The organism is Pseudomonas gorinensis, from assembly GCF_042015035.1.
GTDB lineage: Bacteria > Pseudomonadota > Gammaproteobacteria > Pseudomonadales > Pseudomonadaceae > Aquipseudomonas > Aquipseudomonas gorinensis.
Window position 1 is genome coordinate 4,339,589 of the sequence record NZ_CP167125.1, and the last position, 24,943, is coordinate 4,364,531.

The 24,943-nt window shown below is 62.8% G+C and carries 19 protein-coding genes and 1 pseudogene; 14 read left to right on the forward strand and 6 right to left on the reverse strand.

All coding sequences use genetic code 11. The annotated features are described in order from the left end of the window. Positions 1-130: 130 nt before the first annotated feature. Positions 131-760, reverse strand: a complete 630-nt coding sequence (locus AB7933_RS19720; protein ID WP_024075902.1) for a DNA-3-methyladenine glycosylase I — start codon at positions 758-760, stop codon at positions 131-133. A gap of 232 nt (positions 761-992) precedes the next feature. Here AB7933_RS19720 and AB7933_RS19725 point away from each other — a divergent pair, with 232 nt between their 5' ends. The 4 genes and pseudogenes from AB7933_RS19725 (at position 993) to AB7933_RS19740 (ending at position 3,872) form a co-directional block, all read left to right on the forward strand. Continuing rightward, on the forward strand, positions 993-2,303 hold the full coding sequence (locus AB7933_RS19725; RefSeq protein WP_024075903.1) for a C4-dicarboxylate transporter DctA: 1,311 nt from the start codon (positions 993-995) through the stop codon (positions 2,301-2,303). 31 nt (positions 2,304-2,334) lie between these two features. Then, positions 2,335-2,424, forward strand: a pseudogene (locus tag AB7933_RS19730) (outer membrane lipoprotein carrier protein LolA); the annotation flags it as partial. 32 nt (positions 2,425-2,456) lie between these two features. Continuing rightward, positions 2,457-3,158 carry a FadR/GntR family transcriptional regulator gene (locus tag AB7933_RS19735; protein ID WP_024075905.1) on the forward strand — a complete coding sequence of 234 codons (702 nt, stop codon included), beginning with the start codon at positions 2,457-2,459 and terminating at the stop codon, positions 3,156-3,158. 18 nt (positions 3,159-3,176) lie between these two features. After that, positions 3,177-3,872 carry a GntR family transcriptional regulator gene (locus tag AB7933_RS19740; RefSeq protein ID WP_024075906.1) on the forward strand — a complete coding sequence of 232 codons (696 nt, stop codon included), beginning with the start codon at positions 3,177-3,179 and terminating at the stop codon, positions 3,870-3,872. Positions 3,873-4,067: 195 nt separating this feature from the next. Here AB7933_RS19740 and AB7933_RS19745 read toward each other — a convergent pair whose 3' ends face one another. Next, positions 4,068-8,936, reverse strand: a complete 4,869-nt coding sequence (locus AB7933_RS19745; protein WP_024075907.1) for an NAD-glutamate dehydrogenase — start codon at positions 8,934-8,936, stop codon at positions 4,068-4,070. Positions 8,937-9,428: 492 nt separating this feature from the next. Between AB7933_RS19745 and AB7933_RS19750 the strand changes: the two genes are divergently transcribed. The 10 genes from AB7933_RS19750 (at position 9,429) to AB7933_RS19795 (ending at position 22,721) form a co-directional block, all read left to right on the forward strand. Next, positions 9,429-9,782, forward strand: coding sequence for a hypothetical protein (locus AB7933_RS19750; RefSeq protein WP_024075908.1), 354 nt, complete (start codon positions 9,429-9,431; stop codon positions 9,780-9,782). Between the two features lie 259 nt (positions 9,783-10,041). Beyond that, complete coding sequence (locus tag AB7933_RS19755) at positions 10,042-11,001, forward strand: AAA family ATPase (RefSeq protein ID WP_017739127.1); 960 nt, start codon at positions 10,042-10,044, stop codon at positions 10,999-11,001. A gap of 5 nt (positions 11,002-11,006) precedes the next feature. Then, a complete protein-coding gene (locus AB7933_RS19760; RefSeq protein ID WP_024075909.1) occupies positions 11,007-11,939 on the forward strand; it encodes a DUF58 domain-containing protein in 933 nt (310 codons plus the stop codon). Continuing rightward, positions 11,936-12,430: a DUF4381 domain-containing protein gene (locus tag AB7933_RS19765; RefSeq protein ID WP_024075910.1), complete on the forward strand. Its 495-nt coding sequence runs from the start codon at positions 11,936-11,938 to the stop codon at positions 12,428-12,430. Before AB7933_RS19760 ends, AB7933_RS19765 begins: the two co-directional genes overlap by 4 nt. Then, the gene (locus AB7933_RS19770; RefSeq protein ID WP_024075911.1) at positions 12,423-13,511 is read left to right on the forward strand and encodes a vWA domain-containing protein; all 1,089 of its coding nucleotides are present in this window, start codon (positions 12,423-12,425) and stop codon (positions 13,509-13,511) included. The genes AB7933_RS19765 and AB7933_RS19770 overlap by 8 nt, the downstream gene beginning before the upstream one ends. Further along, positions 13,508-15,247 carry a tetratricopeptide repeat protein gene (locus AB7933_RS19775; protein WP_024075912.1) on the forward strand — a complete coding sequence of 580 codons (1,740 nt, stop codon included), beginning with the start codon at positions 13,508-13,510 and terminating at the stop codon, positions 15,245-15,247. Before AB7933_RS19770 ends, AB7933_RS19775 begins: the two co-directional genes overlap by 4 nt. Beyond that, complete coding sequence (locus AB7933_RS19780; protein WP_305452078.1) at positions 15,244-16,884, forward strand: BatD family protein; 1,641 nt, start codon at positions 15,244-15,246, stop codon at positions 16,882-16,884. The genes AB7933_RS19775 and AB7933_RS19780 overlap by 4 nt, the downstream gene beginning before the upstream one ends. 370 nt (positions 16,885-17,254) lie before the next feature. Then, on the forward strand, positions 17,255-18,496 hold the full coding sequence (locus AB7933_RS19785; RefSeq protein ID WP_024075914.1) for an exonuclease SbcCD subunit D C-terminal domain-containing protein: 1,242 nt from the start codon (positions 17,255-17,257) through the stop codon (positions 18,494-18,496). Then, a complete protein-coding gene (locus AB7933_RS19790) occupies positions 18,493-22,131 on the forward strand; it encodes an AAA family ATPase (protein WP_024075915.1) in 3,639 nt (1,212 codons plus the stop codon). Before AB7933_RS19785 ends, AB7933_RS19790 begins: the two co-directional genes overlap by 4 nt. After that, a complete protein-coding gene (locus tag AB7933_RS19795; protein WP_024075916.1) occupies positions 22,128-22,721 on the forward strand; it encodes a glutathione S-transferase in 594 nt (197 codons plus the stop codon). Before AB7933_RS19790 ends, AB7933_RS19795 begins: the two co-directional genes overlap by 4 nt. Here AB7933_RS19795 and AB7933_RS19800 read toward each other — a convergent pair. From AB7933_RS19800 to AB7933_RS19815, 4 genes are all read right to left on the reverse strand, one after another. Continuing rightward, positions 22,718-22,843: a hypothetical protein gene (locus tag AB7933_RS19800; protein WP_024075917.1), complete on the reverse strand. Its 126-nt coding sequence runs from the start codon at positions 22,841-22,843 to the stop codon at positions 22,718-22,720. The genes AB7933_RS19795 and AB7933_RS19800 overlap by 4 nt on opposite strands. A gap of 173 nt (positions 22,844-23,016) precedes the next feature. Beyond that, positions 23,017-23,196, reverse strand: coding sequence for a hypothetical protein (locus tag AB7933_RS19805; RefSeq protein ID WP_024075918.1), 180 nt, complete (start codon positions 23,194-23,196; stop codon positions 23,017-23,019). Between the two features lie 156 nt (positions 23,197-23,352). Then, positions 23,353-24,528, reverse strand: coding sequence for a lactonase family protein (locus AB7933_RS19810; protein ID WP_024075919.1), 1,176 nt, complete (start codon positions 24,526-24,528; stop codon positions 23,353-23,355). After that, complete coding sequence (locus AB7933_RS19815) at positions 24,515-24,805, reverse strand: DUF5629 family protein (protein ID WP_024075920.1); 291 nt, start codon at positions 24,803-24,805, stop codon at positions 24,515-24,517. The genes AB7933_RS19810 and AB7933_RS19815 overlap by 14 nt, the downstream gene beginning before the upstream one ends. Positions 24,806-24,943: the final 138 nt, after the last annotated feature.

Below are 24,943 nucleotides of genomic sequence, written 5' to 3' on the forward strand. Positions count from 1 at the left end.
TGTGGGAGGGGGCTTGCCCCCGATGGCGCTGGGTCAGTTAACAAATAAGTGACTGACACTCCCTCATCGGGGGCAAGCCGAATCGTCGCACCGCCCCTCCCACATTTTTTAACTGCGGTTTGTCTGTGGCTCACGGGCGTTTGAACTGGCGGCGCAATTCTTCGATCTTTGGGCGGCACGCACACCCATCAAGGTGATCGTTGACCATCCCCATCGCCTGCATCAGCGCATACATCGTGGTCGGCCCCACGAACGTCCAGCCGCGTTTCTTCAAGGCCTTGGATAAGCGCACCGAGGCGGGTGAAGTCGGATTGCCGGTCCAGTAGGCCAGGTCCACCACTGCCGGACGCTCTTCAGGGCCGGGTTCGAACGCCCACAACCACTGCGCCAGCGAGCCGGTCTCGTCCACCAGCTCACACGCCCGGCGTGCATTGTTGATCGTGGAAACGATCTTCGCCCGATTACGCACGATGCCCGGATCTTGCATCAACCGCTCGACATCCGCCGCGCCGTACTGCGCCACCCGGCGAAAATCAAAGCCCTCGAACGCCACCCGAAACTGCTCACGCTTGCGCAGGATGGTGATCCACGCCATGCCCGCCTGAAAGCCCTCCAGGCAAATCTTCTCGTACAGCTGAACATCATCGGCCACCGGCACGCCCCACTCGCGGTCGTGGTATCGAGGGTATTCCGGCGCCGCCGTGCGCCAGGTGCAGTAGACCTGTCCGGTCTCATCGGTGCTCAGTCCTGGTGTATCCATCCATCACCTCACATGCCAGGTCGCGGATGATAAGCGAAAAAATTTCCACGCGGCCAACCGCTCAAGCGCCGCCCTCCACGACCAACTGGTCAGACCGGGACCTGTCAACCGACGAAGAATGACTTGTTATTTCAAAAATACCTGGCCTAGACTGGCGACGCACTGGACTTACCGGTATGACCACAACAATTAAGCCCTGGAACCACCGGGGCACCGAATAGAGATCACTCCCATGCTCAGATGGTGCTCGCGTTCGATTTTCCTGCAAGTCGTGATTGGCCTGATGCTCGGCATCGCCTGCGGCCTTGCCCTTCCCGAATTCTCCTCGCAACTCAAACCCCTGGGTGACGGCTTTATCAAGCTGATCAAGATGCTGATTGGCCTGATCGTGTTCTGCGTGGTGGTCAGCGGTATCTCCGGCGCCGGTGACTTGAAGAAAGTCGGGCGCATCGGCCTCAAGTCAGTGATCTACTTTGAAGTGCTGACCACGGTTGCCCTGGTGATCGGCCTGGTCATGGCCTTCAGCACCGGCATCGGCACCGGAGCCAATATCCACCTGGAACAGCTCTCCTCCGCGGGCCTGCATGAACTGGCCGACAAGGGCCAGCACATCAAGGGCACCAGCCAGTTCCTGATGGACCTGATCCCCAACTCGGTGATCGGCGCCTTTGCCGATAACAATGTGCTGCAAGTGCTGCTGTTTTCGGTGTTGTTCGGCAGCGCGTTGAACCTGGTGGGCGAAGCGGCTTCCGGTATCACTCGGCTGATCAATGAACTGAGCCACGTGATTTTCCGCATCATGGGCATGATCGTGCGCCTGGCGCCGATCGGCGTGTTTGGCGCGATCGCCTTCACCACCAGCACCTACGGGCTGGACTCCCTGCAACACCTGGGCAGCCTGGTGGGCCTGTTCTACCTGACCTGCTTTGCGTTTGTCGCGCTGATCCTCGGCCTGGTGATGCGCCTGTCGGGCCTGCGCATGTTGCCGTTGCTCAAGTACCTGCGTGAAGAGCTGCTGATCGTGATGGGCACCGCCTCCTCCGACGCGGTGCTGCCGCAGGTCATGCGCAAACTCGAACACCTGGGCATTGGCAGCTCCACCGTGGGCCTAGTGATTCCGACCGGGTATTCGTTCAACCTCGACGGTTTCTCGATCTACCTGACCCTGGCCATCGTGTTTATCGCCAACGCCACCGGCACGCCACTGTCGATGACCGACCTGCTGACGATCTTGCTGGTGTCGCTGATCACCTCCAAGGGCGCCCATGGGATTCCCGGCTCGGCGCTGGTGATTCTGGCGGCCACCCTTACGGCCATCCCGGCGATTCCGGTGGTCGGCCTGGTGCTGGTATTGGCGGTGGACTGGTTCATGGGCATCGGCCGTGCGTTAACCAACCTGATCGGCAACTGCGTCGCCACCGTGGCCATCGCCCGCTGGGAAAAAGACATCGACATCCAGCGCGCCAACAAAGTGCTGGACGGCCAGCAGGGTTATGCCTTCCAGGCTAAAAAGCCGGTAGTGCCAGCGCATCAGGAATTCTAGAACGCTAACGCCTTCCACTGTAGGAGCGAGCTTGCTCGCGAAGATCGTCAACGATAACGCGGGCATTCTGGATGCACGCGGTGACTTGAAGTTTTTCGCGAGCAAGCTCGCTCCTACAGTGCAGGGATTATTCATTTTTAAGGAGCGCACGACGTGATCAGCACCTCAACCGTCGTCAATTCAGTCGTAGAAAAACTCCGCGCCGCCTTGGCGCGGGGTCAGTGGCGCCGGGGCGAAATGTTGCCCGGCCAGCGTGAACTGGCCGAACAGATGGGCATCAGCCGCCCCAGCCTGCGCGAGGCCGTGATTGTGCTGGAAACCCTCGGCCTGGTGCGTTCCATGCCCGGCAAAGGTGTGGTCGTGCTGGAAACCAGCATCAGCGAACCGCAATCGAGCGACGCTGTGGCCGACGCCAGCCTCGAAGACATCCTGCAACTGCGCTACACCCTCGAACCCTTCATCGTCGGCCTGGTGGCCCAGTCCATCAGCAGCAAGGAAGTCGGCCAACTGCGCCTGACCCTGATGGACATGCGCGAAGCCCTCGACGCCGGGGATGCCGAAGCCGGCATGAACGCCTACCTCGATTTTCACGAAGAACTGTTTGCGCTCACCTCCAACCCGATCTTCCAGAACGTGGTGCAACAAACCAGCAACGCCCTCAAGCAAAGCGCCCAGGTGCTGCGCAATTCCCCCGAGCACCTGGCCGAACGCCTTCAGGAAAACGAAGCCGTAGTACGCGCCATCCGCAACAAAAACAGCGCCCTGGCCAGTGCCGAAATGCGCCGGCACATCCTCCAGGAAGGCCTGCGCATGGGCATTCGCTTGAACATCCCGGACGACCATCTGGGCAGTTGATTTTTTTGGAGACCGGCCATGACCGCCCACGCCTTGCAACGTGCCCCCCTTGTCACTGCCCTGCCCAGCATGCGCCTGGTGGGCGCTAAAAAAACCTCGGTGGATGACATCTACCCACGGCTGTTCGACGCCATCCTCGAACAACGCATCGCCCCCTCCAGCCGCTTTACCGAAGAGGGCCTGGGTGAAACCTTTGGCGTCAGCCGCAGTGTGATTCGTCGCGTGCTGGCCAAGCTTTCCCATCAACAAGTGATCATCCTGCGCCCCAACCAACGCGCCCAGGTGGCGGCGCCGGACGCGCAGCAAACACGGCAGATCCTGGAAGCGCGGCGACTGACCGAAATCACCGTGGTGCAACTGGCCTGCGCCCAAGCCACGCCGATGCAAATCCGGCAGTTGCGCGAATTGATCGCACGCGAGCGTGACGGCATCGAACGGGACCTGCGTGGGCCGGCGATTCGCTTGTCGGGGGAGTTTCATCTGAATTTGGCGGCCATTGCCGGGAATGGGCCACTGGCGCAGTTTCTCAACAGCCTGGTGCCGTTGACGTCGCTGATCATTGCCCAGTACGAAACGAAAGCCTGCACGTATTGCGCGTGGCAGGAGCATGAGGCGATTGTGGATGCGGTGGAGCAACGCGACTCAAGCACCGCAGTGGTCCTGATGACCCAGCACCTGGATCACCTGGAAGCCAAGTTGCTGAAACACCATTAATCTCCAGATAAAACGAGATCAAAATGTGGGAGGGGGCTTGCCCCCGATAGCGGTGGGCCAGTCATGAAGAGGCTGGCTGACACTCTGCTATCGGGGGCAAGCCCCTCCCACAGTTTTTGGGGTGTTTGATAAAGGGCATTCCAACAAAAAGCCCCTGCATCTCACAATGCAGGGGCTTTTGTTTCAGGCGCTAAATCAAGCCGGTTGCAGCCCCGACTGACCACTCAACGCCAGGTCCAGCAACTCACGGTTGGCCACCGCATACATGGCGTAGTCCGTGCCGACCGCAGCACGGATTTCCACCATCATGGCGCGCCAGCGATCAGCCATGTCCTGGTGTTGCTCAAGCCACAGGGCCACGCGGGCTTCCATGTCTTGTGGCGCGTCGGCCATTTGCAGTACCGAGATGGTGATCGCCCGCTGCTGCCAGTCCACGTCGTCGCGGAACGCTTCGCGAGCCTGGGCCTGCCAGTTGTTGGCCACCGGCAGATCGCTGATCTGCTGCAGGTACCACGGCAAGTCCAAGGCGCTGCCGACAGCGAAGTAGGCCTTGGCCACTTCGGCGGCGTCATGCCCGGTGACGTCGGCGGCTTCGATGATCGGCAGCAAGGTGTACAGGTGAGTCGTGCCTGCAACCATGCGCGCCAACAATTCCGGCACGCCGGCTTCGGTGTAGGCCTGGTAGCGGGTCTGCCAACCTTCACGGGTCGGGCCTTCCAGCAGTTCGTCGAGCTTGAGGCCCAGCGCGGCCAGGTGCGGACCGAAGTGTGCGGTATCGCGGCCAGCATCCTGTTCGTTGCGACGGCTGCGCAGGAACCAGCGCGTCGCGCGGCGGCCCAGGCGCATCAGTTCGTCCATCAGCTCCAGTTGCACGTCGGCGGAGACCTGGTGGTCCAGGGCTTCGATCTGGCGGAACCAGTGCGGGAGATGGAAGATGTCCCGCACGATCACATAGGCGCCCGCCACGTTCGCCGGGCTCATGCCGGTCGACTCTTTGAGGCGTTGAACGAAGGTGATGCCCATGTGGTTGACCAGGTCGTTGGCGATCTGGGTGCTGACGATCTCACGCTTGAGGCGGTGGCGACGCATCGCTTCACCGAACTTGGCGACCAGGCTCGGTGGGAACGCGGTCTCCATGTCACGGGTCAGGTACTCGTCATCCGGCACCAGCGACTTGAGCAGTGCTTCCTTGAGGTCGATCTTGCTGTACGAGATCAACACCGACAGCTCCGGACGGGTCAGGCCCTTGCCGGCGGAAGCGCGCTCGGTGAGCTGTTCCTCGGTCGGCAGGTACTCGATGGCGCGGTCCAGCTTGCCACGGCTTTCCAGGTCGCTCATCAGGCGCTTGTACTCGGCGGCACGCTCGTAGGCACGGCGCGCGGCCAGGGACAGGGCCTGGGTCTGCTTGTAGTTGTTGCCCAACACCAGGCTGCCGACTTCGTCGGTCATGCTCGCCAGCAACTGGTTGCGTTGCTTGTCGGTCATGTCGCCGGCCTGCACCACTTCGTTGAGCAGGATCTTGATGTTCACTTCGTGGTCGGAGCAGTCCACACCACCGGCGTTGTCGATGAAGTCGGTGTTGGAGCCGCCGCCATTGAGGCCGAACTCCACACGACCCAGCTGGGTCATGCCGAGGTTACCGCCCTCGCCCACCACCTTGCAGCGCAGCTCGTTGCCGTTGACGCGCAGCGCGTCGTTGGCCTTGTCGCCCACATCGGCATGGCTTTCGGTGCTGGCCTTGACGTAAGTGCCGATACCACCGTTCCACAACAGGTCCACCGGCGCCTTGAGCAAGGCGTTGAGCAGTTCGGTCGGGGTCAGCTTGTCGGCCTGGATGTCGAAGCGTTCTTTCATCTGGGGCGAGATGGCAATGCTCTTCGCGCTGCGCGAGAAGATACCGCCGCCTTCGGACATGATGCTGGTGTCGTAGTCGCTCCACGCCGAACGAGGCAGCTCGAACATGCGCTGGCGTTCGACAAAGCTGGTGGCCGGGTTCGGGTTTGGATCGATGAAGATATGCAGGTGGTTGAAGGCCGCGACCAGTTGCAGCTTGTCGGACATCAACAGGCCGTTACCGAATACGTCACCGGCCATGTCGCCGATGCCCACCACGGTGATGCTGTCTTCCTGCACGTTGATGCCGCGCTCACGGAAGTGACGCTGCACGCCGACCCACGCGCCCTTGGCGGTGATCCCCATTTTCTTGTGGTCGTAACCGGCCGAGCCACCGGAGGCGAACGCATCGCCCAGCCAGAAGCCGTAGTCGATAGCGATGCCGTTGGCGATGTCGGAGAAGGTCGCAGTGCCCTTGTCCGCCGCGACCACCAGGTACGGGTCATCGCCGTCATGCCGCACCACGTTGGCCGGCGGCACCAGGGCGCCGTCCTTCAGGTTGTCGGTGATGTCCAGCAGCCCGGAGATGAAGATGCGGTAGCAGGCAATGCCTTCGGCCGCGATCTCGTCACGGGAACCGCCCAATGGCAGACGACGCGGCAGGAAACCGCCCTTGGCGCCCACCGGCACGATCACCGAGTTCTTCACTTGCTGGGCTTTTACCAGGCCGAGCACTTCGGTACGGAAGTCTTCTTCACGATCGGACCAGCGCAGGCCGCCACGGGCAACGTTGCCAAAGCGCAGGTGCACGCCTTCGACCCGTGGCGAGTAGACGAAGATTTCAAACTTCGGCACCGGCTTGGGCAGCTCGGGAATCGCGCGCGGGTCGAACTTGAAGCTGAAGTACGACTTGTTCTGGCCGTTGGCGTCGGTCTGGTAGAAGTTGGTGCGCAGGGTGGCCTTGATCAGGTCCAGGTAGCGACGCAGGATGCGGTCTTCGTTGAGCACCTGGACGTCGTCCAGGGCCGTGAGGATCGCTTGCTCCAGACGTTGCTGCTTGTCTTCCAGGTCGTCGGCGTTGAGCTTGCGCGCCAGGTAGAAGCGGGTCTTGAACAACCGGGTCAACTCGCGGGCGATGTCGGTGTGGTTGTTCAGGGTACTGGCGATGTAGCCCAGGTCGAAGCCCAGGCGAATCTGCTTGAGGTAACGGGCATAGGCACGCAGCAGCGCGACGTCACGCCATGGCAGGCCAGCGGTGAGCACCAGGCGGTTGAACGCATCGTTCTCGGCATCGCCATGCACGATATGCACGAACGCGTCCTGCAGGGTGTCGTTGAGCTGCTGGATGTCCAGGTTCACGCCTTCGGCGGCGATGAACGCAAAATCGTGGATCCAGAACTCGCGGCCATTGGCATGGCGCAGGCGATACGGGAATTCACCCAGCACACGCAGGCCCAGGTTTTCCAGGATCGGCAGGACGTCGGACAGGGCCAGCGGGGTATCCGCGTGGTAGAGCTTGCAATGCAGCTCGCGCTGGCCGGACACCTGGCCCAACGGCTGGTAGAAACTCATCACCAGCGGGTTGGCTTCGGTGAGGCTGAGCAGGTGCTGCATGTCGACCACGGCCGAATGCGCCGCGAAACGCTCGCGGTAACCGGCCGGGAAGCCTTTCGGGAAGTCGGCCAGCACGTTGGTGCCGTGGGCTTCGCCGAAGCTTTCCACGACCAGGCTGGAGTAGTCGTCCTGCCAGCTGCGGCAGGCCTGCACCACTTCTTTTTCCAGTTGCAGCGGGTCGATGTCCAGGCGGTTCTTCGGGTCGACCCGCAGAATCAGTTGTACACGGGCCAACACGGACTCGGAGAAGAAGGTCCAGAATTCGCAGTCCGAGGCTTTCAGGCGATCCATCAGCACTTGCTGGATCTTCTGGCGCACTTCGGTGGAATAGATATCGCGTGGCACATAGGCCAGGCAGTAGCAGAAACGACCGTACGGGTCTTTGCGCAGGAACACGCGGATCTTGTTGCGCTCCTGGATCTGCACGATCGACATCACGGTGCTGAACAGCTCGTCGACCGGGGTCTGGAACAGGTCGTCACGGGGCAATACTTCAACGACCTGGGCCAGCTCCTTGCCCAGGTGCGCCTTGGCCTGGAAGCCCGAACGGCGTTCGATTTCCGCGACCTTGCGACGGATATAAGGGATCACCCGCACGCTTTCGCCATACACCGACGAGGTGTACAGGCCCATGAAGCGGCATTCCTTGACGACCTTGCCGTCGGCATCGATCTGGCGGATCGACACGTAGTCCGGGTACGCCGGGCGGTGTACGCGGCTCGGGTGCGCGGCCTTGGCGAACGACAGCACGGTCGGCTCGCGCAGGTAGGACACGGCATAGTCTTCGATGCGCAGGTCGTCGGCGGTCAGGCCGGCGCGCAGCAGCTTGGTCAGGCCGAGGAACGAGCTGGCGTCATATTCGATATGACCGCCATCCGCCTCGTCACGTACCACGAATTCCTCATAGCCCAGGAACGTGAAGTGGTTGCCCACCAGCCATTCCAGGAAGTTCTTGATCTCGGCCTTTTCTTCGCCGTCGATACCGAACGGGCTGGCGTCGATGCTTTCCAGCAGCTGCTGGACCTTGGCCTTCATCGGCTCGAAATCGGCCACGGCCACGCGCACTTCGCCCAATACCTGCTCCAGCTCTTTGCTCAGCACGTTGAGTTCGGCGGCGTTGGCGCAGCGGTCGATTTCCAGGTACATCAGCGATTCTTGCTGGATGCCTTCGCCCTGGGTGCCTTTAGGCAGGATTTCCAGCAATTCGCCCTTGCTGCCACGGCGTACGCTGAGCACGGTGGTTTGCAGGGTGTGAATGCTGTAGCCACGGCGGTTCAGCTCGGTGCGTACCGAGTCCACCAGAAATGGCAGGTCATGGTGCAGCACTTCGACCGCAGTGTGGGTCGACTGCCAGCCATGACGTTCATAATCGGGGTTATAGACCCGCACTTGCGATTCGGTGTGATCAAAGCGCTCAAGCAGGCGCCAGGCAGACAGGGTGCAACCGGCCAGGTCGGAAAGGCGACGCTGGGTCAGTTCGTCCAGGGAAATAATGCCGAAGAATTGCTCAGCGAACAGCGCCACTTGTGGCAGTGCCTGTTCACTGATGTGCTGCGCCAGTGCCGCTTGCAGTTGATGCTGGAAGTCGGCCTTGCTGGCTGCGGTGAAGAACGCCATCTGTGGTACTCCGCTTGGGCTTGTTATTGATGGAAGCGTCGCGTGTTATCCCCTTGCGGGGAGACCGTCAGCTCTGTTCGCAGGTAACGAGTTAAGCACCTTAAACGAATCAGGGTGACAGGTGGGTGAAGCTGGACAAGACAGTCAGGTCACATACAACGTCCATTGAACGTACACCTTGCCGGGCGACGGTACGACGGGCAGGTCAGGCTCCCGGCACAGGGCACATCCGTTGCGCAGCTTAACGAGTGTAGGAAGACCGCTGCTTGCGGTGCTGCGACATATTCGGTCATCGGTAAGCAGGCTTGCGGTTGCGACTTGGACAACCCGGATTTTCCCGCAGAAAAACCGGCTGTTTTCGCCGCAGCGAGTACCAGAAATGACCGATCTTGCCCATCAGGTCATGCACTGGGTCTGACACAGGATGCAGCACAAAATTCGCCGCAATGGCACAATTGCCCACGCAACACCCTCCCCCACACAGGATTCCCCATGCTGCAGCTGAAAACCGACGCATTGATGGCCACCCCGTGCGACGACGAAGAAGACAACATGGCCATGCTCTGCTGCCACGGTAAAAACGGCGAGATGTTCATGTTGACCCGGTATCCGGATGAAAACGAAGTCGAGCTGACCTGGGATTACGAGCCGTCGACCCTGGACGGCCTGAAGGTCACCCTGAGTGATACCACGCTGCAGGTAGAACTCGCCGCAGGCGACGCCGACGCCCTGGGCGGCAAGGACCACCTGGCAATCACCCATGCCACAGCCGCCTCGGACTTGGCCGAAGTCGAGCAAACCCTGCAAAACATCCTCAAAGGCACCGGCACTTTCATCCGGATTTAAGCTGCACCATCGATCAAATGTGGAAGGGGGCTTGCCCCCGATAGCATCGGGTCAGTTAATACATCTGTGACTGACGCGCCGCCATCGGGATGTAGCCCCCTCCCACATTGACTGTGTTCCCACACAAAAACCCTACAAGTTTTTCTGAAAATACCCGTGACGCCGTTAGTCGCCACCCCCTTCGATGCATTAAAGTAAGCCTCCCAAGCCTGGCGCTCGCGCTCGACCACCAGGCTCATCTCTCCAGGAACCGTCATCGATGGAACATCGTGAAGCGCTGCTTGCGCTGCGAACCTTTCTTTCTACGCAGATTCTCGGCCAGGAAAAACTCATCGATCGCCTGCTCATCGCCCTGCTCGCCGACGGCCACATGCTGGTGGAAGGCGCGCCGGGCCTGGCCAAGACCAAGGCGATCAAAGAGCTGGCCGAAGGCATCGAAGCGCAGTTCCATCGCATCCAGTTCACTCCCGACCTGTTGCCGGCCGATATCACCGGCACCGAGATCTATCGCCCGGAAACCGGCAGCTTCGTGTTCCAACAGGGGCCGATCTTCCACAACCTGGTGCTGGCCGACGAAATCAACCGTGCCCCGGCCAAGGTGCAATCCGCCTTGCTGGAGGCCATGGCCGAGCGCCAGGTCAGTGTCGGGCGCAGCACCTATGAGCTGTCGCCGCTGTTTCTGGTGATGGCCACGCAGAACCCCATCGAGCAGGAAGGCACCTACCCGTTGCCCGAAGCCCAGCTCGACCGCTTCCTGATGCATGTCAAGATCGGCTTCCCGGACGCCGCCGTGGAGCGGCGCATCCTGCAACAGGCGCGGGGCGAAGCGCTCAACGGCGAAACCAAGCCTGAACGCCGCGTCAGCCAGCAGGCGATCTTTGCCGCGCGCAAGGAAATCCTCGGCCTGTACATGGCCGATGCGGTGGAGGAATACCTGGTGCAGTTGGTCATGGCCACGCGCACCCCGGCCAAGTTCGACCCGGAGATGGCCGAATGGATCGCCTACGGCGCCAGCCCGCGCGGCTCCATCGCCCTCGACCGCTGCGCCCGTGCCCATGCCTGGCTGGCCGGGCGTGACTTCGTCAGCCCGGAAGATATCCAGGCGGTGCTGTTCGACGTGCTGCGCCACCGCATCATCCTGTCCTTCGAAGCCGAAGCCGCCGGGATCGACCAGGACCGCGTGGTACAACGCATTCTCGACGTCGTTGCCGTCGCTTGAAGTCGATGAACGCCAGCGATGGAATCCGCGTCACCCTCAGCGAATTGATTGAGATGCGCCACCGCGTGCGCGAAGTGCAGCTGTTTTCCACGCCGAGCCAGCGCAGCCCGCTGATCGGCCTGCACCACTCCAAACTGCGCGGGCGCGGCGTCGACTTCGACCAGGTGCGCGTGTACCAGGCCGGGGACGACGTGCGCACCATCGACTGGCGTGTGACCGCGCGCACCCAGGAACCGCATACCAAGCTGTTCCACGAAGAACGCGAACGCCCGATCTTTATTATGGTGGAGCAAAGCTGCCGGCTGTTTTTCGGTTCGGGGCAGATGTTCAAGTCGGTGCTGGCGGCCCAGGCCGCCAGCCTGATCGGATGGGCAGCCCTGGGGCATAACGACCGCGTCGGCGGGCTGGTGTTCGGTGACAACGAGCACTACGAAATCAAACCCCGGCGCAGCAAGCAAAGCCTGCTGCAATTGCTCAACCGCCTGGTGCGGGTCAACCAGAGCCTCAACACCGAGAGCCGCCCCGAAGCCGACGCCCTGGGCATGGCCCTGCGCCGTGGGCGTGAAGTCCTGCGCCCGGGCAGCCTGGTGATCGTGATCTGTGATGAACGCGCCCTCACCGAAGGTGCAGAACAACAACTGAGCCTGCTGTCACGCCATTGCGACTTGCTGCTGATGCCGATCTCCGACCCGCTGGACCATGCCCTGCCCGCCGCCGGGCTGCTGCGTTTCGCGCAAAGAGGCGCACAGTTGGAACTGGACACATTGAATTTCGACTTGCGCCAAGCCTACAAGGCCCAGGCCGAAGCGCGCATCGCCCGCTGGGAATTGCTCGCGCAGAAACTGCGAATACTGTTGATGCCGTTGAGCACCCAGAGTGAAATGGTCGAGCAACTGCGCGAATACCTCAACCCGCAACGCCCGGTTAAAAAGCAATGAGCAGCCTCGACCAACTGCAACCTTTGATCGCCCCGCCGAGCATTGGCTTCTGGCCACCCGCGCCCGGCTGGTGGCTGTTGCTGCTGATCATCCCGCTGCTGGGCTGGGGCCTGTGGTCGTTGCGCCGCTTTGTGCCCGCGCGGCGCCCCTTGGCTCGCGCCGAACAACCGCTCGACCCGCTGCGCATCGCGGCCCTGGCGGAACTCGCACTGATGCCCAAACCCTATGACGGCGCCCCCGCCGGCGCCTGGCTGCAGCAGCTCAATGGCCTGCTCAAGCGCTTGTGCCGCAACGACTATCCCTACAGCCAGAGCCACACCCTCAACGGCCGCAAATGGCTGGCGTTCCTCGATAACCGCTGCCCCGCCGCCGGTCTCACGCGCTGGATGGTGCTGGTGGAAGGCGCCTATAAACCCGAATGCAAACTCGATGACAAAGCCATCGCGGGCCTGACCCAAGCCGTCGACACCTGGATTCGCAAACATGTTTGAGTTCGCCTGGCCGTGGATCTTCGCCCTGTTGCCATTGCCCTGGGTGATGCGGCTTATATTGCCGGCGGCCGACAGCGGCGAGCCGGCGTTGAAAGTCAGCTACCTCAACGACCTCGAAGGCCTCGCCCGCCGCCGCGCGCGGGTCAACCTGCCCGGCTGGCGCCAGCAGGCCCCGTTCGTGCTGCTGTGGCTGCTGCTGCTGACGGCCGCCGCCCGGCCCGAGTGGCTCGGCGAACCGCTGCCGATTGCCGCCAGTGGCCGCGATCTACTGGTGGCGGTGGACGTGTCCGGTTCCATGGACTTTCCCGACATGCACTGGCAGGACGAGGACGTCAGCCGCCTGAGCCTGGTCCAGCACCTGCTCGGCGACTTCCTAGAAGCGCGCGAAGGTGACCGCGTGGGCCTGATCCTGTTCGGCAGCCAAGCCTACCTGCAAGCGCCGCTGACCTTCGACCGCCGCACTGTACGCACCTGGCTGGATGAAGCGCGCATCGGCATCGCCGGCAAGAACACCGCCATCGGCGACGCCATCGGCCTGGCCCTGAAACGCCTGCGCCAGCGTCCAGCGCAAAGCCGCGTGCTGATCCTGGTCACCGACGGCGCCAACAATGCCGGGCAGATCGACCCGCTGACCGCCGCGCGCCTGGCGGCTGAGGAAGGCGTGAAGATCTACCCCATCGGCATCGGTGCCGACCCCGAACAAACCGGCTCCCTGGGGATCCTGGGCGTCAACCCGAGCCTGGACCTCGACGAACCGGCGCTCAAGGCAATCGCCGAGGCCACCGGCGGGCGCTACTTCCGCGCGCGCGACGGCGAGGAACTGCAAGCGATCAAGGACACCCTTGATCAACTCGAACCGGTCGAGCAACAACCCACCCAGGCCCGCCCCGCCCAGGCGCTCTACAGCGCCCCCCTGGCATTGGCGTTGATCCTAAGCCTGTTGCTGGTGATCCAGGAGCGCTGGCCCAACAACGCCTTGCAACGGCTGTTCAACAAACTCTCCACCAAGGGCCATTTCCTGCAACAACACCCTGAATGGCGCCAGCGCCTGAACCGCCTGCGTTTGCGGAGGCGTCGATGATCGACCTGTGGCCGCATTGGTTCCGTCCCTGGTGGCTGTTGCTGCTGCCGCTGCTCGGCTGGTTGCTGTGGCAACTGTGGCATCGGCAAAAACGCGCCGGGCGCTGGCAGATGATCCTGCCACCGGCCTTCCACGCCGTGCTGCTCAGCGGCGGCAACGGGCGCGAAAGCAAATCGCCCTGGGTGATCCTCGGCATCGCCTGGCTGCTCGCGCTTCTCGCCTTGCTCGGCCCGAGCTGGCAACGGGTGGAACAAACCAGTCAGAAACCGTCCGACCCGCTGGTGGTGCTGCTGGAACTGACCCCGGAGATGCTCGCCACCGACAGCCCGCCAAGCCGCCTGGAACAGGCTCGGCGCAAACTGTATGACTTGTTGCAGGCGCGCAGCGACGCGCAAACCGCCATCGTCGTGTATGCCGGCAGTGCGCACATACTGGTGCCGCTGTCGGACGACCTGGCCACCAGCCGCAACCTGCTCGAAGCCCTGCGCCCCTCGCTGATGCCCGAGCCCGGCCATCGCGCCGACCTGGCCGTGGACAAAGCCCTGGGCCTGCTCAAGCAAGGCGGTCTCGGCCAGGGGCGCCTGTTGCTGATTGGCTCCTCGCTGTCCAAACAGGAACGCCAGGGCATTCGCTTGCTGCTGCAAGGCAGCCAGGCGCCCAGCCTGTCGATCCTCGGCGTTGGCAGCCGCGAAGGCACGCCGGTGACCCAGGAAAGCGGCGAGTTCCTCAAGGACGAACAGGGCGCGATCCTGGTGCCGCGCCTCGACAGCCCGACGCTCAAGGCGTTCGCCAGCGAGATGGGCGGCCGTTACCGCGCCGCGCGCCTGGACGACAAGGACCTGCGCCAACTTGGCGTACTCGACACGCCCCAAGCCCTGCGCAACGACGGCCAACTGCTGCACCTCGACACCTGGGCCGACCAGGGCTACTGGCTGCTTCTGCCGCTGTTGCTGCTGGCCGCCTGCGCCGGGCGCCGGGGCTGGCTGTTCTGCCTGCCGTTGCTGCTGTTGGGCGCGCCGCAGCCCAGCTACGCGTTCGAATTCCAGGACCTCTGGCTGCGCCCTGACCAGCAAGGCCAGTACCTGCTGAAGAAAAAGCACCCCGCCGAAGCCGCCGAGCGTTTCGAAGACCCACAATGGCAAGGCGTGGCGCTATACGAGGCCGGTAACTACGCCGAGGCCATCAAGCGTTTCGCCGAGGGCAGCGACGCCTATTCCCACTACAATCGCGGCAATGCCCTGGCCAAGTCCGGCGAACTGGAAGCGGCTATCGACGCCTATGAACAGGCGCTGGAAGCCCAGCCCGACCTGCAACCGGCCCTGAAGAACAAAGCCCTGGTGGAGAGCCTGATCCAGCAACAGGCCCAGCCCGAGCCGACTCAGCCGGCAAAAAACGAGGATGACGAAACCACCCAACCCGGCCAAACTGCGCAACCGGGCGCCACTGGGCAAAGTGCCACAGGAGGCGAGGAGTCATCCCCAGCCCAGGGTGAAACCGGCACCCATGATACCCAGGCCGGCGCCACGCCGCAGGCCGGTGGCAATGACGTGCCGGGCAGCGAGCTGGGGGATGAGCAGACCACCACCCCGCCCTTGCGCCCCACGGACACCAGCCTTGACGGTGAACGCCGCCAGGCCCTGGAACAATGGCTGCAGGAGATCCCGGACAACCCCGGCGAACTGCTGCGGCGCAAATTCTGGTACGAACAGCAACAGCATCAGGACAAGACTCGATGAGCCGCCGCACCACCCTTCTGCTTCTGCTCGCGTTATCGGCAGGCCACGCCCAGGCGGCGAGCCTGGTCGCCAGCGTCGACCGCAGCCGCCTCAACTCCGGGGAAACGGTAGAACTGACGGTGGAATCCAGCGACGTCACCCAGTTCGGCAAGCCGGACCTGTCCCCCCTGGATGCGCAGTTCGAAGTCAGCGGCACCCGGCAGATCAACCAGCTCACCACCTTGGGTGGCGACAATCACGCCACCACGCGCTGGATCATTACCCTGCTGCCCAAGGAAAACGGCAACGTGGTGATTCCACCGTTGCAAGTGGGTGAATACAAGACCCAGCCCATTACCCTGCAAGTCGTGGAAACCAGCAGCCAGGACACCAATGCCGAACTCGCGCCGGTCTTTGTCGAAGCCAACCTCGACCAGTCCACCGTGTACGTCCAGGCCCAGGCCCTGTTAACACTGCGCGTCTACCACTCGGTGTCGCTGTACGACGACAGCAGCCTCACGCCGTTGCAGATCCCCGATGCGCGCATCGAGCAACTGGGCGAGTCACGCACCTACGAAAAGGTCATCAACAGCATTCGCCACGGTGTGATCGAAACCCGCTATGCCATCTACCCGCAGCACAGCGGCAACCTGGCGATACCCACGCAGACCTTCAGCGCCACGTTGGTGGAGTCGCGTCCGCAGAAAGAGAACAGCTTGCAAGGCACCAAGCCCGGCAAGCTGATTCACGTCAGCTCCGCGCCGCTGCAACTGACGGTCAAGCCGAAGCCAGAACTCTACCCGGCCGACGCCCCCTGGTTACCGGCACGCAGCCTGACCTTGAGCGAAAACTGGAACCCCGAGCCGACCCACGTGCAGGTCGGCGACTCCCTGACCCGCAGCCTCACGCTCAAGGCCGAAGGCTTGTCCAGCGCGCAGCTGCCGGCCCTGCCCAGCACCGACATCAACGGCCTGCGCCGCTACCCGGACCAACCGGTGCTCGCCAACCAGAACAACGACCGCGGCCTGATCGGCAGCCGCGAAGACCGCGAAGCGCTGGTGCCCACCCACGTCGGCGCCCTTGAGCTGCCACCGGTGGAAGTGGTGTGGTGGAACACCCACGAAGATCACCTGGAACGCACCAGCCTGCCGGCCCGCACCCTGCAAGTCGCGAACAACCCGAGCCTGGTGGTGGACACCCCCGCCACCCCCACCATCATCACCGCCCCCGACGATAGCCGCCTGTGGCTGTGGCAACTGAGCACCTTGATCCTGGCTTGCACCACCCTGCTCGGCTTCGGCCTGTGGTGGCGGGCACGCTGGCAGCCGGCCGTATTGCGCGCCGCCCAGACCGGCCCGAGCCCGCGCACCCTGCTCGACGACCTCAAGCGCGCCGCCCAGGCCAACGACCCCCAGGCCACCCGCCAGGCGCTGGATGCGTGGGCGCGGCAACAGCCGGAAACCCTGGCCGACATGGCGGCGCGGTTCGTGCCGCTGTCGGATGCGCTGGATGGGTTGAACGGCGCGCTCTACAGCGAGAGCGGCCACTATTGGGTCGGCGAAGACCTGTGGCGTGCGGTGAAAGCCATCCCGATGGCCGAGCGTGAGCAGGACCCCGCGACGGATACCACCAGCTTGCCGCCGCTATATCCCAAATAAGCCCCGCTGCATCCCTGACACTCCACAAATCAAAATATGGGAGGGGCCGTGCGACGATTCGACTTGCCCCTGATTGCGATGGGTTGGCTCGACGCTGAACGCCCGGCAGACAGGGCTGCTGTGGCGAGCAGGCTTGCCCTGCGTTGGGCTGCGAAGCGGCCCCAAAACCAGCCACTGAGGCGCGCCTGACACAGCGCAGGTGTCTTTGTCAGGGGCCGCTTCGCGGCCCAACGCAGGGCAAGCCTGCTCGCCACGGCTGCCCGCTTGTCACAACTGCCTGATTGCCAAAGGGGGTTATGCGTCGTCTGAAGCAGCGTGTTCGCAATACAGGTAAACTCCCCTCCTTTTCATCTTCTCCGCGGAGTTCGCCTTGCGTCTGTTCCACACCTCCGACTGGCACCTTGGGCAAAACCTGCACGGCCAGGAACGCGACTTCGAACATGCCTGTTTCCTTGAGTGGCTGCTGCGCCAGCTCCATGCCCACCAACCTGATGCGCTGTTGATCGCCGGCGACATCTTCGACACGGTCAACCCGCCGCTCAAGGCCCAGGAGCGTCTGTACGACTTCATCATCAGCGCCCACGAACAAAACCCCGACCTCACCATAGTAATGATCGCCGGCAACCACGACTCCGGCTCGCGGATCGAACTGCCCGCCCCTTTGATGCGGCGCTTGCACACCCATGCCCTGGGCCGCGTGCTATGGCTGGACGACGGCCAACTGGACGCCGAACGCCTGCTGATTCCCCTGCCGAATGCCAAGGGCAAGGTTGCCGCGTGGTGCCTGGCGCTGCCGTTCCTGCGCCCGGCGGAAGTCACCGGGGCGCACCTGGGCGACGACTACCTGCACGGCATCGGCCAGGTCCATGAATGGCTGATCGCCGCCGCCAACGCCAAACGCAAAAAAGGCCAGGCGCTGATTGCCATCAGCCATGCGCACATGGCCGGCGGCTCGGTGTCGGAAGACTCCGAGCGCAGCCTGATCATCGGCAATGCCGAGGCGCTACCGGCCAAACTGTTCGATAAAAGTGTCGGCTATGTCGCCCTCGGCCATTTGCACAAGCCGCAAAAGGTGAATGGCGAAGAGCGCATTCGCTACAGCGGCTCGCCGATTCCACTGTCGTTTTCCGAAATTGGCTACAAGCACCAGATTCTCGACGTGACGTTCCAGGGCGAACGACTGGTCAGCGTCGAGCCGCTCCTGATCCCGCGTTCGGTCAACCTGCAACGCCTGGAAGCGGCGCCCCTGGCCGACATCCTCAAGCAACTGGCCGAGCTGCCCGACATCGACCTGTTGGCCGAAACCCAGCGCCATCCCTGGCTGGAGGTGCGGGTACGCCTGGACGAGCCGCAACCCGACCTGCGCCAGCAAATCGAAACCGCCCTGCAAGGCAAGGCCGTGCGCCTGGTGCGCATCGCTGCCGAATACGCCGGCAAACGCGGCAGCGACGACACGGACGATCAACACCTGATCGAACTCGACCAGCTCACTCCCCAGGAGCTGTTCAGTCGCGCCTGGCAGGACAGCTACGGCAGTGAAGTGGATGAACAGACCTTGAAGGATTTCGCCGTGCTGCTCCAGGAAGTACAACAGGAGGGCGAACAGCCATGAAGATCCTCGCCATCCGCCTGAAAAACCTCGCCTCCCTGGCCGGCCCGTTCGAGATCGACTTTACCGCCGAGCCCCTGGCCAGCGCCGGGCTGTTCGCCATCACCGGGCCAACCGGCGCCGGTAAAAGTACCCTGCTCGATGCCCTGTGCCTGGCGCTGTTCGGCGCGGTGCCGCGCCTGGGCGATACCGGCCAGGCCAAGATGCCCGACGCTGATACCGATATCTCCATCGGTGACCCACGTACCCTGATCCGTCGCGGCACCGGCGGCGGTTATGCCGAGGTGGACTTCGTCGGCGTCAACGGCCGTCGCTACCGCGCGCGCTGGGAAGCCAACCGCGCACGTGACAAAGCCAGCGGCAAGCTGCAAAACAGCCGGCAAAGCCTGATCGACCTGGACAGCGACCAACTGCTGGCCAGCCAGAAAACCGAATACAAGACCCAGCTGGAACTGGCCCTGGGCCTGAATTTCGAGCAATTCACCCGCGCGGTGTTGCTGGCGCAAAGCGAGTTCAGTGCGTTCCTCAAGGCCAACGACAACGAGCGCAGCGAACTGCTGGAAAAACTCACCGACACCGCGCTCTACACCCAGTTGGGCCGTCGGGCCTTCGACAAGGCCAAGGACGCCAAGGACGCGCACAAGCAGCTGCAAGACCAGGCCACTGGCGTGGTGCCCCTGGCGCCTGAAGCCCGCGCCGAACTCGACCAGCAACTGGCCGACGCGCAGCAACAGCTCAAAACCCAACAAAACCAGCTCAAACAGCTGGAATTGCAACACACCTGGCTCAAGGAACTGCGCGAATGGCAGGAGCGCCAGCGCAGTGCCACCGAGCAGCTCCAGCGTGCGCAAGCGGAGTGGGACAACCAGGCCACGCAGCGCCAGGACCTGAGCCGCCTCGACCAACTGGCACCGCAACGCCATCAGTTTGCGCGCAGGGCAGAACTCCTCACCTTGCTGACGCCGCTGGCCGCGCAGATTCAGGCGCACATCGAGCAACAGGCCGAGTTGCATACCCGCCAGGCCCAGGCCCAACAACAGCAGGCATCGGCCCAGGCGGCACTGGCCGAAGCCCTCAAGGCCCAGGGCGACGCCGTGCCGTTGCTGCGCCAGGCCTTTGAAGCACAAAGCACCCTCGCCCACTTGACCAGAGACCTGGCCAAGCGCACCGAGGACAAACAGCAACACGAAACCGCCTGCACCGAAGGCCAGGCGCTGCTCAAGGGCTTGCAGGACAAGCACGCCCACGTTGCCGAGCGCTTGCAACGCCTGGCCGCCGAACTTGAACGCAGCAGCGCCCTCGCCCCGCTCAGCGAGGCCTGGGGCGCCTACCGCGACCGCCTGCAACAACTGATGCTGATCGGTAATCGCCTGAAGAAAGGCCAGTCCGAACTGCCGCAACTGGAACAGCGCGCCACGACCGCCGCGGAAAAGTTCGCCCAACAACGTGACGCGCTCGACCTGCTGTACCAAGAAGCCGGTGCCGAGCCGCACGCCGTGGCCGAGCAGATCCAATTGCTGGCCAGCCTGCTGCAAGACAATCGCAAGCAGCAACGCGCCTTCGAAGACCTGACTCGCCTGTGGGACAGCCAACAACAGCTGGACCAGCAAGCCGCAGCCCTGAGGCAAAAACTCGCAGACGCCCAGCAGCAGCGCGAACAACTGAACCAGACCGGCCTGCAAACCAAGGCCGAACTGGCCGTCGCCGAACAAACCCTGACGGTGACCAAGCAACTGCTGGAACGCCAGCGCCTGGCGCGCAGTGCCAGCGTCGAGGAATTGCGCGAGCAATTGCAGGACGGCCAGCCCTGCCCGGTGTGCGGCAGCCATGAGCATCCGTATCACCAGCCCGAGGCCCTGCTGCAAAGCCTGGGTCGCCATGATGAAAGCGAAGAGGCCACGGCGCAGAAAGCCGTCGACACCCTCAAGGAAAAACTCACCGAGCTACGTGGCGAAGTGGGCGGCCTGATCGCCCAGCAAAAAGAATTCCTGCAACAACAGGAACACCTGGCAACCCAACAGCACGCGCTCCAGCCCAGCCTGGACGCGCACCCACTGGCGGCCTCGCTGTTCAATCAGGACGAAGCCAAACGCAGCCATTGGTTGGCCCAGCAACTCAGCCAACTGACCCAAAGCATCACCCAGGACGAACAACGCCAGGGCGCCCTGCTCAACCTGCAGCAAAACGCCGGGCGCTTGCAGCAACAACTGCAAGCCGCCCAGGACGCGAGCCAGCAGGCGCGCCAATTGCTGGTCGACCAGCAGCGCGAGCTGTCCAACGACCGCGAGCGCCTCGACGAAGAACTCAACGCCTTCGCCAGCCTGCTGCCCGCCGACACCCTGGAAGGCTTGCGCAGCGACCCGGCCGCGACCTTCATGCAATTGGACCAGCAGGTCAGCCAGCGCCTTGAGCAGCTTGGCCATCAACATGACGAGCTGGCCGAGCAGCAGGAACGCCAGCAGGCCATCGAGAAAGAACACACGCACCAGCAGCATCGCCAACAGCAGCTCGACGTCTTGCATCAGCAGGTCACCGAGTTGAGCGAGCAACAGCAGGCCGCCCAGGCCACGCTCACCGCGCTGCTGGGCGAGCACACCAGCGCCGAACACTGGCAGCAGCAGTTGGAACAGGTGGTGGTGCAGTCACGCCAGAGCGAGGCCGACGCCAACCAGCAGTTGCAGGACATCCGCAACCAACTGATCCAACTGGCCGCCGACCTCAAGGCCCAGCAGGAGCGCCAGCAATCCTTCGAAGCCGAACAGCACACCCTCGATGCCCGCACCAACGAATGGCGCGCCCTGCACCCCGAACTGGATGACCACGGCCTCGCCCGCCTGCTGGCGTTCGACGACAAGCAGGTCAGCGAACTGCGCCAGCAGGTGCAACACAGCGAAAAAGCCGTCGAACAAGCCAAGGTTTTGCTGCAAGAGCGCGAGCAACGCCTGGCCGAACACCTGGCCTTGCACAACGGCAACCTGGAAGCCGAAGCGCTCGACAGCGCCCTGGCCGCCCTCAACCAGCAATTGGCCGAGGGCGAAAAACAGTGCGCCGAGTTGCGTGCGCGCCAAGCCGACGACCAACGTCGCCAGGACGCCAACCACGCCCTGGCCGAGCAAATCGCCAGAGCCTATGACGAGTGGCAACGCTGGGCGCGCCTGAATGCGCTGATCGGCTCGGCCACCGGTGACACGTTCCGCAAGATCGCCCAGGCCTATAACCTCGACTTGCTCGTGCACCATGCCAACGTGCAATTGCGCCAGCTGGTGCGCCGCTACCGCCTCAAGCGCGGTGGCAGCATGCTCGGGCTACTGGTGATGGACACCGAAATGGGCGACGAACTGCGCTCGGTGCATTCGCTGTCCGGCGGCGAGACATTTCTGGTGTCGCTGGCACTGGCATTGGGCCTGGCGTCGATGGCGTCGAGTACGTTGAAGATCGAATCGCTGTTTATCGACGAAGGCTTCGGCAGCCTCGACCCTGAGTCGCTGCAACTGGCGATGGACGCCCTGGACGGCTTGCAGGCCCAGGGCCGCAAGGTGGCGGTGATCTCCCACGTGCAGGAAATGCACGAACGCATCCCGGTGCAGATCCAGGTCAAGCGACAGGGCAACGGCCTGAGCACCCTGGAGGTCAAGTGAGCGAAGCGCTGCTGTATTCATTCCGGCGCTGCCCGTATGCGATGCGCGCGCGCCTGGCCTTGGGTTATTCCGGCGTGCCCGTACGCATCATCGAAGTCAGCCTGAAAGCCAAGCCCGCTGAAATGCTGGCACTGTCCCCAAAAGGCACGGTGCCAGTGTTGAGTGTGGACGCTCAGGTGATCGATGAAAGCCTGGCGATCATGCAATGGGCGTTGGCGCAGCACGACCCGGAGGACTGGTTGCTGCAGGGTGATCCGGCGGTGCTGGCACTGATTGCCGAGAACGATCAGGTATTCAAGCATCACTTGAATCGATACAAGTACGCCGAGCGCTACCCGGAGCAACCGATGGAAGCGCATCGGGCCGAGGGCGAAGTGTTCTTGCAGAAACTGGAGGGGTTGCTGGCGCATCGCGCCTATTTGCTCGCAGACCATCCGAGCCTGGCGGACATGGCCTTGCTGCCGTTTGTACGGCAATTTGCGCATGTCGATCGAGAATGGTTTGCCGGCACCCCCTACAGCGGGTTGCAGCGCTGGTTGGACACGCTCCTGCAATCGCCGCTGTTTATCGGGGTGATGGCGAAGGCTTAGCCTTCCACCAAGTTCAATAATCGCTCACGGGCGATCTCCGGCTCGTTGTCCACCAGCTGCACGGAGGACAGGATCGGGGCGGAATAGAGGAACAGGATTACTGCTGCCAGTCGGAGTGCCATGCTGTCGATTCCAGGAAGAAAGGAGTCAATATTTCAGCGTCAAATTTAAACACATGTCATTGTGCCATTACCTCTATTTTTTTCCTCCCGACGCACAAACGCCAAACCACTCGAACGCAAGTGGCTACGTTCCAGTGGTTTGGCGTCTGCTTGTGTGCAGGGTCAATCAACGCTCACTGCTGGGTTTTGTGATCCAGGGCGGCATAGAAGTTGGCGCTTTGTTGCAGGTATTTCTGGGTGTAGGCGCTGGTGCTGGATTTTTTGCCGGTCAGTTCCACACTGGCGGCCGCTGGCAGGGCCACGGTGGCGGAAACGGCGGAAGCGGCGATGATCGAGAAGAGATTGAAGTTCATGTCGGTAACCCTTGTGTTCGTTTGGTTGAGTGGCCGGGGAAGGCCTTGGAACCAAACTTACGCCCGAGGGCTAAGCCTTAGAAATGCTTTGAAACAGTAGCCGCTATTAATCGAATTAATACAAAGGGTCAGGCCCCGCGGTGCGGGGCCTGTGGCTTATTGACGCACCAGGAACTTGAGGTCGCTGGGGGCATCGATCGGCAATTTCTGCACGGTTTTACCCAGCAGGCCGGTCTTGGGGTCGCGTTCAACCACCACGATTTCATTGCTTTTCTGGTTGGCGATCAGCAGGAACCTGCCGCTCGGGTCCAGGCTGAACTCACGCGGGTGGTCGCCTTCCACGGAGCGGCGCTGCAATTCCTTGAGGTGCGCGGTGGTCGGGTCGATGCTGAACACCAGCACCTGATTGGCCGTCCCCCGGTTGCTCACGTACAGGAACTTGCCGTCGCTGGACGCGTGCAGCGCGGCACCCGCTTGGTCCGACACCGGTTGCCCGGCGGCGAAATCCACCAGTTGGGTCTGGGTGAGCTTACCGTCGTTGTAATCGAATACCGCGACCTGGGCGCTCATCTCGGTGGTCAGCCAGGCGTGCTTGCCGTCCGCGCTGAACAGCAAGTGTCGCGGGCCGCTGCCGGGTGGCAGTGGCACCGACGCAGGGGTCGCCGGGGTCAATGGCAGTTCGTGGTTGGCCTTGGGGTCATAGTGGTAGGCAAACACCTTGTCGGCGCCCAGGTCCTGGACAAACACATATTTGCCATCCGGCGATGACACCACCGAATGCACATGGTTGGAGGCCTGGCGCTCGGGGTTCACACGGCTGGCCGGGTGCCCGCTCAGTTGCACCGGTGCCGACAGCTTGCCGCCCGCGTCGACCGGCAGGATCGCCAGGCTGCCGCCCGGATCTTCGAGGACCGAATAGTTGGCGACGAACAGGTAGCGGCCATCCACGGCGACGCTGGAATGCGTTGGTTCGTTGCCCAGGCTCTGCACCTGGTTGATCAGGGTCAGCTGATGGCTCTGCGGGTCGATGCTGTAGCTGCTGACGCGGCCAACCGGGTCTTTCTGGCCAGGACCGTTCTCATTGACCACAAACAGGTGCTTCTGGTCTTTGGAGAGCGTCAGCCACGACGGGTTGGCGGCCTTCGCGGCCAGCACCGGCTTGCCATTGAACTGGCCAGTACGGCTATCGAATTGCAGGCGGTAGATCCCTTCGCTGCTGCCCGCCGTGTAGCTGCCCACCAGCAGTTCATAGGTGTCGGCGGGCGCGGCCTGCACCGACATCGCACCGACACTGCCCGCCATCAGCAGGGGCCAGAATTTACGCATCATCATCCGCTTCATCCTCATCGTTATTGTTGCCGGTGACCGCGCTCATGCAGACCAGGCGGTGCTCGCCGGAGTCACCGATCAGGGTCCAGCTTTGCAAGGTCTCATCGAAGGTGGCGGTCGCCACCTGTTGCCGGCTGAAGCTCCAGCGTTTTTCCGCACGCCCGTCCATGGCGATGATCTGCAATGTCTCATCATTGAGTGTGAAGTCGAAGGCGTGCAGCCCGTCGATTTCAAGCATGTCGCTGGTGGCTAGGACGTCGGGCAGTTTTTCGGCAGTCATGGCAGGTCAATCATCTACGGGAAAACGCCAATGATAGCCCAGGGGCCCCAGGACGGTGCCGGTTTCGCTACCGGGCGCGTTACAAATACGTCGAAACAGACGCCTCTGCCCCGCACCGCTCAAGGCGTGGGCCCGAGT